Genomic DNA, 8,077 nt, shown 5'->3' on the forward strand with positions numbered 1-8,077 from the left:
CCCGTGGACGGCGGCAGCGCGTCAGCGGATGCGGCGGCAGATGTCGCGGCCGGAGCGAGGCGGGCGCGGTGGCCGGGCGTCACAGGGCGATGACGTGGAGGTCGACCAGGTCGAGCAGCGCCCGCAGGGCCGAGCTGGGCCGCCGGGTCGACGACGTGCCGAGATGCATGCTCCAGCGGAGCCTGGTGCCGTGGACGTCCAGGACGTGCAGGCCGGGGGTTCGGGCTACGGCGAACGCGGGCAGGAAGGCGATGCCCAGACCGTGCCGGACCAGTGCCGCCCCCATGTCGATGTCGGGCACTTCCAGTGCCACCCGGCGTGCGACGCCCGCCGCCGCGAACGCCCGGTCGACCACCTCGCGGTTGCCGTAGCCCGGCGGGAAGTCCACGAAGGGCTCCCCCGCGAGATCCGCAAGTGCCACCTCCCCTCGCTGCGCGAGCGGATGGGCGACGCTCACCACCAGGACGAGCGGCACGGTGGCCAGCTCCCGTGCGTCGATCCCGGCGGGCTTGTGCTCGGGCAGCGACAGGAAGGCCACGTCCAGGTCCCCGCTGAGCAGCGCGTGCGCCAGTCCCGCCGAGCCGGTCGTCGCCAGCCGCAGCCGGACGTCGATCGCCGGATGCCGCGCGTGGAGCTGCCCGAGGAGCGCCGGCAGGTCCACCACCTCGACCGAGGCCATGGCACCCACGTTCACCGTGCCGCGCAGCGTGTCCTGTGCGGCGCGCACGGCGTCCTGGGCCGCCTGGGCGGCGTGCAGGGTGGCCCGGGCCTCCGGCAGCAGCGCCGCGCCCGCCCCGGTGAGACGGACCTGCTGCGACGTACGCTCGAACAGCGCGCAGCCGAGCTCGCGCTCCAGGGAGCGGATCGCGGCGGACACCCCCGATTGCACGACGTGCAGCCGACGGGCGGCACGCGTGAAACTCAGCTCCTCGGCGACCGCGATGAAGTGCTCCAGCTGACGTAGCTCCACACCGAAGTATCACTCGCATTGCTCGAGCCCAGCAAAAACATTCGTTGGCATTGATCCCGGCAGGTGAGGAGGATGGAAAGCGCCATCCACTTCCGCCCGAGGAGATACCCCTGCCTGCCGTTCCGATGCCGCTGAGCCGTCCCGCAGCCGACGCTCCCGGCGACACGACCCACCGGATTCCAGCACCCGCTCCTGCCGACCGCCCGCCCCGCGCCCGCGTCCGGCGCCGTGACCCGCACGCGACCGGCTTCTGGTTCGTGGCGGTGGCCTTCACCGTGCTGATGGCCTTCGGCACCGCGCCCACCCCGCTGTGGCCGCTGTACGAGGCCCGGGACCACTTCGGCGCGACCACGGTCACGGTGGCGTACGCCTCGATGGTCGTGGGCGCAGCGGCCGCCTTCCTCGGACTGGGCCACCTGTCGGACCGGCTCGGCCGGCGGCGCATCATCGTCCCGGCGCTGCTGGTCGGCATCGTCGCGTCGGTCGTACTGATCGTGTGGCGGGACCTGCCGGGGCTGATCGCGGGCAGGATCCTGAACGGTGTCGGACTGGGGCTGATGGCCTCGACCGCGACGACGTACCTGCACGACCTCCACCACGAGGCCCGTCCGCAGCGGACGGGTTCGGTGCTGCCCGGCATCGTGGCCACCGCCGCCAACCTCGGCGGCCTGGCCTCAGGGCCCCTGGTCGCCGGAGCCGCCGCCGAGTGGCTGCCCGCGCCCCTGATCACCACCCAGGTGATCTTCACGCTCGCCATGGCGGTCTGCCTGGCGCTGGTGCTGTGCACCCCGGAGACCGTGGACCGGGAGCTGCCCGCGGCCGTACCGCCCAGCAGGTTCGTCCTGCGCCCCGGCGGCCGGCGGACGTTCGGCGCGGCCGGTGCGCTGGGCGCGTTCGCCTTCGCGATCCTCGGCCTGATCTCCTCCCTCGGGGCGAGCGTGCTCCACGGCACCCTGCACACCGACTCGCACCTCGTGGTCGGCCTGGCGGCCTTCCTCATGTTCGGTTCCGCGGCGGCCGCCCAGCTGGTGCTGGGACGCCTCCCGCTGTTCCGGGTCCTGACCGTGGGGGCAGTGGTCTTCCCGGTCGGCCTGGTCCTGTGCGCCGTCGCCCTCTACCACCCGGCGCTCTGGCTCTACCTGGTCGCCGTGTCCCTGTCGGGAGCCGGCGCCGGCCTGCTGTTCAAGGGCGGCGTCGAACGTGCCGTTTCCGTGGCCGAGCCCGCCTCACGCGCGGGGGTCCTCTCCATGTTCTTCGTCGTCGCGTACCTCGGAATGGGCCTGCCGTCCGTCCTGTTCAGCATCGCCCTGCGGCATTTCGCCGTGCAGAACGCGATGATCGGCTTCGCGGCGGTCCTCTCCTGCGGTGCCGTCGTGTCGGTCGCCGTCGCGTTGCGCGACCGCGCACCCGGTCCCGGCGCGCTCTCGGCACAGTCCGCTCGCCCCTCCTGACCTCCCTGCGACGCATGCGACACCGGTTGTCTGGGAGGCGCGGGCCTGGGCACTCGGTGCGGGTGCGCGTGACACGGATCCGCGACGGACGGGAGGCCCGAGATGTCTGCGGAATCGGCCAGAACGATCGCGCTCCCCTCCGGTGAGGAGATCGCGGCGCTCGGGCAGGGCACCTGGTACCTGGGCGAGGACCCGGCCCGGCGTGAACAGGAGATCGCCGCGCTGCGGCTGGGCGTGGACCTGGGCATGACCGTCGTCGACACGGCGGAGATGTACGGCGGCGGCGCAGCCGAGGAGCTCGTCGGGGAGGCCCTCCGGGGACGCCGGGAGGAGGTCTTCCTCGTCAGCAAGGTGCTGCCAGGCCACGCCGACCGGAAGGGTACCGTCGCCGCCTGCGAGGCCAGTCTGCGGCGGCTCCGTGCGGAACGGCTGGACCTCTACCTGCTGCACTGGCGGGGACGCCGGCCGCTCGAGGAGACCCTTGCGGGATTCACCGACCTGTTGGATGCGGAGAAGATCCGTTACTGGGGCGTGAGCAACCTGGACGTCGCCGACATGGCAGAGCTGACCGCCCTCCCCGGTGGCGACGCCGTGGCCGTCGACCAGGTGCTGTACAACCTCTCCCGGCGCGGCATCGAGTGGGATCTGCTCCCCTGGTGCCGCGAGGCCGGGGTGGCGGACATGGCCTACTCCCCGATCGAGCAGGGGCGGCTGCTGAAGGTCGAGGCGCTGGGTGCCGTGGCCCGGGCCCTCGGAGCCACGCCGACCCAGGTGGCACTCGCCTGGGTGCTGGAACAGGGGGTGGCCGCGATCCCGCGTTCCGGATCACCCGACCACGTTCGCGAGAACGGCAGCGCGGCGGACCTCCGCCTTCCCACCGAGGCGCTCGACGCGCTCGACGCGGCGTTCCCGCCGCCCAGCGGGCCCACGCCCCTGGAGATGCTCTGAGGGAGTCCGGCCGTCGGCGCCCGCATCGGCCGCTGCACACAGTGCGGCGAGGCTGGTCGACGGGTGCGCAGCGAACCCCCCTTCCGACGACGAGCCGGGGGCGCGCCATCCTGTCGTGATCGACCTCGAGCGGCTGAACGTCGTGCGGGCCGCCCGCGGCGCCGTGACCGGCCCCGAGTCGGTCGTGTCGTCCGGTCGGCAATTCGCGTTCGAGGCGTTGCAACGCCGTGCGGCCTCCTGCGGACGGACGGCCGGCCGTACGGCCGGCCGGCCGAGGGATGCCTGGGCACTTCATGCTGCTCTGCCAGGGGAAGAGGTGACGCCCTTTTTCGGCCTGGGGTGCGGAGGCGCCCAGCAGGGGGGTTCTGCGAATCTCGACCGGGTAGCAGCCGATGGCGCGCGGGCGGGAGCGAACGATGCCGTCCGTTCCCGGTGAGGAGGCGAGAGGCATGACCGTGATGGGTGTGTCGAAGTTCGAGAGGTTCTTCCGCGCCGCCGCGAGCCTCGACGTGGACAGGAACGACCTGAAGCGGTACGGCGACTTCGTCGACGCCAAGCTCTACGACCTCCTGGTCGTCGGCCAGGCGTCGGCCAAGGCCAACGGCAGGGATGTCGTCGAACCGTGGGATCTACCGATCACCAAGGGTCTCCAGGAGAGCATCCACCGGTTCCGGCGACTCGACGAGGAGGTCGAGCTGAAGCCGATCCTGGAACAGCTCGCCGCGCATCCTCCCCTCGACAGGACGCCCACCCAGGAGACCGAAGAGCGCTACCCCGAGATCATCGGCGGTCTCAGCGTCGCCCTCGCCGAGACGTTCAGAATCATGTATCCGGATGTCAAGAACCCGCAGACCAGTCACTGGGAGGGCGTGACCGCGGTGTTCGACCGGCTGCTGTAGCAGTCGCGCCCTGGTGCATGCCGCCGGACTGACCAGCGACTCGTGAAGGGAGCCGAACCATGGCACAGGAACTCCGGGGGATGCGGGTGGGGATTCTGGCCACCGACGGTGTCGAGCGCGTGGAACTCGACCAACCGCGCGGTGCGCTGCAGGGCGCTGGGGCGAAGACCGAGATCGTCTCGCTCCATCCCGGCGAGATCCAGGCCCGCCAGTTCGACCTCAACGCGGCCGGAACCTTCGCCGTGGACCGCCTGGTCGCCGACGCCTCCGTCGACGACTACCACGCGCTGCTCCTGCCCGGCGGAACCATGAACCCTGACCAGCTGCGGATGGACCGCGACGCGGTGCAGTTCGTCAAGGACTTCATGGCCGGCGGGAAACCGGTCGCATCGATCTGCCACGGCCCGTGGACCCTGGCGGAAGCCGACGCCGTGCGCGGCCGCCGCCTGACATCCTGGCCCAGCATCCGCACCGACCTGCGCAACGCCGGCGCGGAGGTCGTCGCCGATCAGGAGGTGGTCGTCGACGGGCAGCTGGTCACCAGCCGCGGCCCGGCCGACCTGCCCGCCTTCTGCGCCGCCGTCGTGGAACAGTTTGCCCAGGCGCAGCACCCCGTGCCCGGCTGACCCTGCCACCCCACGGGCCGATCAGCCGGGGCGGTCTCCTCCGTACGGCTACCGGTCCGTGGCGTCGCACCGTCGCGTCGAAGGCCGGCACGCACGGCGACGCGCGCGACCCTGCGGCGCGAGGGACTGACGGGTGCTCAGCCGCTCGCGCCGTCGTCAGGCGGGCGCGAGCCGAGCCGCGAGATAGGGCGCGGTGGCGCTGCGGCGGGCCCTCGCCACCTTGGCCGGCGGGCCCGCCGCGACCACCCGCCCGCCCGCGTCGCCGCCGCCCGGCCCGAGGTCGATGACCCAGTCGGCGATGGCGATCGTGTCCAGGTCGTGCTCGACGAGGACGACCGTGTTGCCGGCGTCGACGAGCCGGTGCAGCTGTCGCAGCAGCAGCGCGATGTCCGAGGGGTGCAGCCCCGCCGTCGGCTCGTCGAGCAGGTAGAGCGCGTGCCCGCGGCGGGCTCGCTGCAACTCGGTGGCCAGTTTGATGCGTTGCGCCTCACCACCGCTGAGTTCCGTCGCGGGCTGGCCCAGCCGCAGGTACCCCAGTCCCACCTCGCGCAACGTCTCCAGACTGCGGGAGGCGGCCGGGACGGCGGACAGGAACTTGGCGGCGACGTCGACGGACAGCGCCAGTACTTCCGCGATGTTCTTGCCGCGGTAGGTGATTTCCAGTGTCTCGGCGTTGTACCGGGCACCGTGGCAGGTGGGGCACGGCGCGTAGGTGCCGGGCAGGAACAGCAGTTCCACCGCGACGAATCCTTCGCCCTGGCAGGTCTCGCACCGCCCTTCGGGCACGTTGAAGGAGAACCGCCCGGCCGAGTAGCCGCGCGTCCTGGCTTCGTCCGTCGCCGCGTACAGCTTGCGCACCGCGTCGAACATCCCCGTGTACGTGGCCAGGTTGGACCGGGGAGTCCGGCCGATGGGCCGTTGGTCGACCCGGACCAGCCGGTCGAACGACTCGACCCCCGACGCGTCCTGGACGTCGACCTCGAGCTGCGCCTCGTCGGGCTCCTCGGGTACGAGTCCGAGGTGGCCGCGGACGACCTCGGCGAGCACCTGCGTCACCAGCGTCGACTTTCCGGAACCGGACACGCCCGTCACCGCCGTCAGTACGCAGAGCGGTACGTCGACGGACACGTCGTGCAGATTGTGGCGGGAGACGCCGCGCAGGTGCAGCCAGCCGTGCGGGGTGCGCGGGCGGTGAGCGAGCGGCTGGGCTCGCCCGAACAGGTACTGGCTCGTGGCCGACTCCCCGACCCGCTCAAGGCCCGCGACCGGGCCGCTGTACAGCACGCGTCCGCCGCCCTCGCCCGCGCCGGGGCCGATGTCGACCACCCAGTCCGCCCGCCGTACGACGTCCATGTCGTGCTCCACGACGAACAGCGAGTTGCCCGCCGCCTTGAGGCGGTCCAGCACGTCCAGCAGCGGTTCCGCGTCGGCCGGGTGCAGGCCCGCGGAGGGTTCGTCGAGGACGTAGACGACGCCGAACAGCCCGGAGCGCAGCTGGGTGGCGATCCGCAGGCGCTGCGCCTCTCCGGGCGACAGGGTCGTCGAGCGGCGGCCGAGGCCGAGATATCCGAGGCCCAGGTCGATCAGTACGTCGACCCGCGCGACCAGGTCGCCGCAGATCCGGACCGCGACCTCGGTCGTCTCCCCGGATCGGGCGGTCGAGGTGGTGGCGTCGGCCTCGGACCGCCCCGCGACGGGCCGCAGCAGCGCCACGACGTCGGTGAGCGGCATCGCGTTGATCTCGGCGATGGAACGTCCGGCGAAGGTCACGGCGAGTGCCTCGGGCCGCAGGCCGCTGCCGTGGCACTCGGGGCAGGGCACGCTCCTGACGAACCGGAGCGCCCGTTCGCGCATCTTCTCGCTCCTGGAGTCGGCGAGGACGTGCATGACGTGTTTGCGGGCGCTCCAGAACTTGCCCTGGTAGCCGTAGTCGACGCGGTCCTCCTCCGGCTCGATGTACACGGAGGGCTGCTCGTCCGTGTACAGGAGCCAGTCCCGGTCCTTCTTCCTGAGCCTGCGCCACGGTCGGTCGATGTCGATCCCCAGGCCGTTCACGACGCTGCGCAGGTTGGCGCCCTGCCAGGCGCCCGGCCAGGCCGCGATCGCCCCCTCGCGGATGCTCAGCGAGGGGTCCGGGACCAGCAGGTCCTCGGCGACGTCGTGCACGACGCCCAGTCCGTGGCACTCCGGGCAGGCGCCGGCCGCGGTGTTGGGTGAGAACGACTCGGCTTCCAGCCGTGCGGCCCGGGGCGGATAGGTGCCGGCGCGGGAGTACAGCATGCGCAGCAGATTGGACAGCGTGGTGATGGTGCCGACCGTCGAGCGCGAGCTGGGCGACCCGCGTCGCTGCTGCAGGGCCACGGCGGGTGGCAGTCCGGTGATTTCCTGCACGTGCGGTGCGCCGACCTGTTGCAACAGCCTTCGGGCGTACGGTGCTACGGACTCGAAGTAGCGGCGCTGGGCTTCCGCGTAGAGCGTGCCGAACGCGAGCGAGGACTTGCCCGAACCGGAGACGCCGGTGAAGGCGACCATCGCGTCCCGCGGAACGTCGACATCGACGTTCCGCAGGTTGTTCTCACTGGCGCCCCGGACATGCACGAAGGGGTCGGTCGCGTCCTTGTTCACCGTTCCTGATTACCTGATCGCACCGGGAACCGCGCGACAGGCGCCGTCACCGAGCCAGGGGAACCGTGTCCCCGCGGAGATTCGTCGGTGATCGGTTGCCGTCCGGATCCGGAGATTTCGCTGATCGGTCGCTGTGTGGCTGTTTCGCGTCGGAGGCCGACGGGGACCCGGGCAGCACGCCGCCGGAGCGCCGAGGTTCCGCCGGGCGGGCCGGCGGCGGCACCACCGTTCCATCTGATCCGGATGGACGGCCCGCAGAGGCCTGCCGGAGCCAGGCCCCCCGTCGTTCCGACTTTTGAGAGTCAGGCTCTTCGTGGCGTCTCCAGCACCGCCGTGCCGTGGTCATGCCGCGACACCGAGGGAAGTCATCATGAAAGCAGCGGTATACGAAGGACCGCGAACGGTCACGGTGAAGGACGTACCGGACGCGAAGATCGAGCACCCCTGCGACATCATCGTCAAAATCACCACCACCAATATCTGCGGTTCGGACCTGCACATGTACGAGGGCCGCACCTCGTTCGAGTCCGGCCGCACCCTGGGACACGAGAACATGGG

General features: G+C 71.6%; 7 protein-coding genes. 5 read left to right on the top strand and 2 right to left on the bottom strand.

Features of this window, described 5'->3' with window-relative positions:
* Positions 1-79: 79 nt before the first annotated feature.
* Positions 80-970, bottom strand: a complete 891-nt coding sequence (locus ACIRG6_RS37215; protein ID WP_364684137.1) for a LysR family transcriptional regulator — start codon at positions 968-970, stop codon at positions 80-82.
* Positions 971-1,095: 125 nt separating this feature from the next.
* On the opposite strand from ACIRG6_RS37215, the gene ACIRG6_RS37220 reads away from it, so the two are divergent.
* From ACIRG6_RS37220 to ACIRG6_RS37235, 4 genes are all read left to right on the top strand, one after another.
* Positions 1,096-2,421, top strand: a complete 1,326-nt coding sequence (locus tag ACIRG6_RS37220) for an MFS transporter (RefSeq protein WP_364684139.1) — start codon at positions 1,096-1,098, stop codon at positions 2,419-2,421.
* A 102-nt stretch (positions 2,422-2,523) separates the two neighbouring features.
* Positions 2,524-3,369: an aldo/keto reductase gene (locus ACIRG6_RS37225; RefSeq protein ID WP_403326499.1), complete on the top strand. Its 846-nt coding sequence runs from the start codon at positions 2,524-2,526 to the stop codon at positions 3,367-3,369.
* 449 nt (positions 3,370-3,818) lie between these two features.
* Complete coding sequence (locus ACIRG6_RS37230; protein WP_364684143.1) at positions 3,819-4,268, top strand: DUF1931 family protein; 450 nt, start codon at positions 3,819-3,821, stop codon at positions 4,266-4,268.
* Positions 4,269-4,327: 59 nt separating this feature from the next.
* The gene (locus ACIRG6_RS37235) at positions 4,328-4,894 is read left to right on the top strand and encodes a type 1 glutamine amidotransferase domain-containing protein (protein WP_364684145.1); all 567 of its coding nucleotides are present in this window, start codon (positions 4,328-4,330) and stop codon (positions 4,892-4,894) included.
* Between the two features lie 156 nt (positions 4,895-5,050).
* On the opposite strand, the gene uvrA is transcribed toward ACIRG6_RS37235, so the two are convergent.
* Entirely contained in the window at positions 5,051-7,519 is a 2,469-nt protein-coding gene (uvrA, locus tag ACIRG6_RS37240; RefSeq protein WP_403326503.1) for an excinuclease ABC subunit UvrA, read from the bottom strand.
* A gap of 370 nt (positions 7,520-7,889) precedes the next feature.
* Here uvrA and ACIRG6_RS37245 point away from each other — a divergent pair.
* The coding region (locus tag ACIRG6_RS37245; protein ID WP_403326506.1) for an alcohol dehydrogenase catalytic domain-containing protein at positions 7,890-8,077 on the top strand (188 nt) is incomplete at its 3' end.

It is taken from the genome of Streptomyces flaveolus (genome assembly GCF_044765825.1).
GTDB lineage: Bacteria > Actinomycetota > Actinomycetes > Streptomycetales > Streptomycetaceae > Streptomyces > Streptomyces flaveolus.

Coding starts and splice junctions, on each gene's coding strand:
- ACIRG6_RS37225 (WP_403326499.1), top strand. CDS start 2,524: ATGTCTGCGGAATCGGCCAGAACGATCGCGCTCCCCTCCGGTGAGGAG.
- ACIRG6_RS37235 (WP_364684145.1), top strand. CDS start 4,328: ATGGCACAGGAACTCCGGGGGATGCGGGTGGGGATTCTGGCCACCGAC.
- ACIRG6_RS37220 (WP_364684139.1), top strand. CDS start 1,096: ATGCCGCTGAGCCGTCCCGCAGCCGACGCTCCCGGCGACACGACCCAC.
- ACIRG6_RS37230 (WP_364684143.1), top strand. CDS start 3,819: ATGACCGTGATGGGTGTGTCGAAGTTCGAGAGGTTCTTCCGCGCCGCC.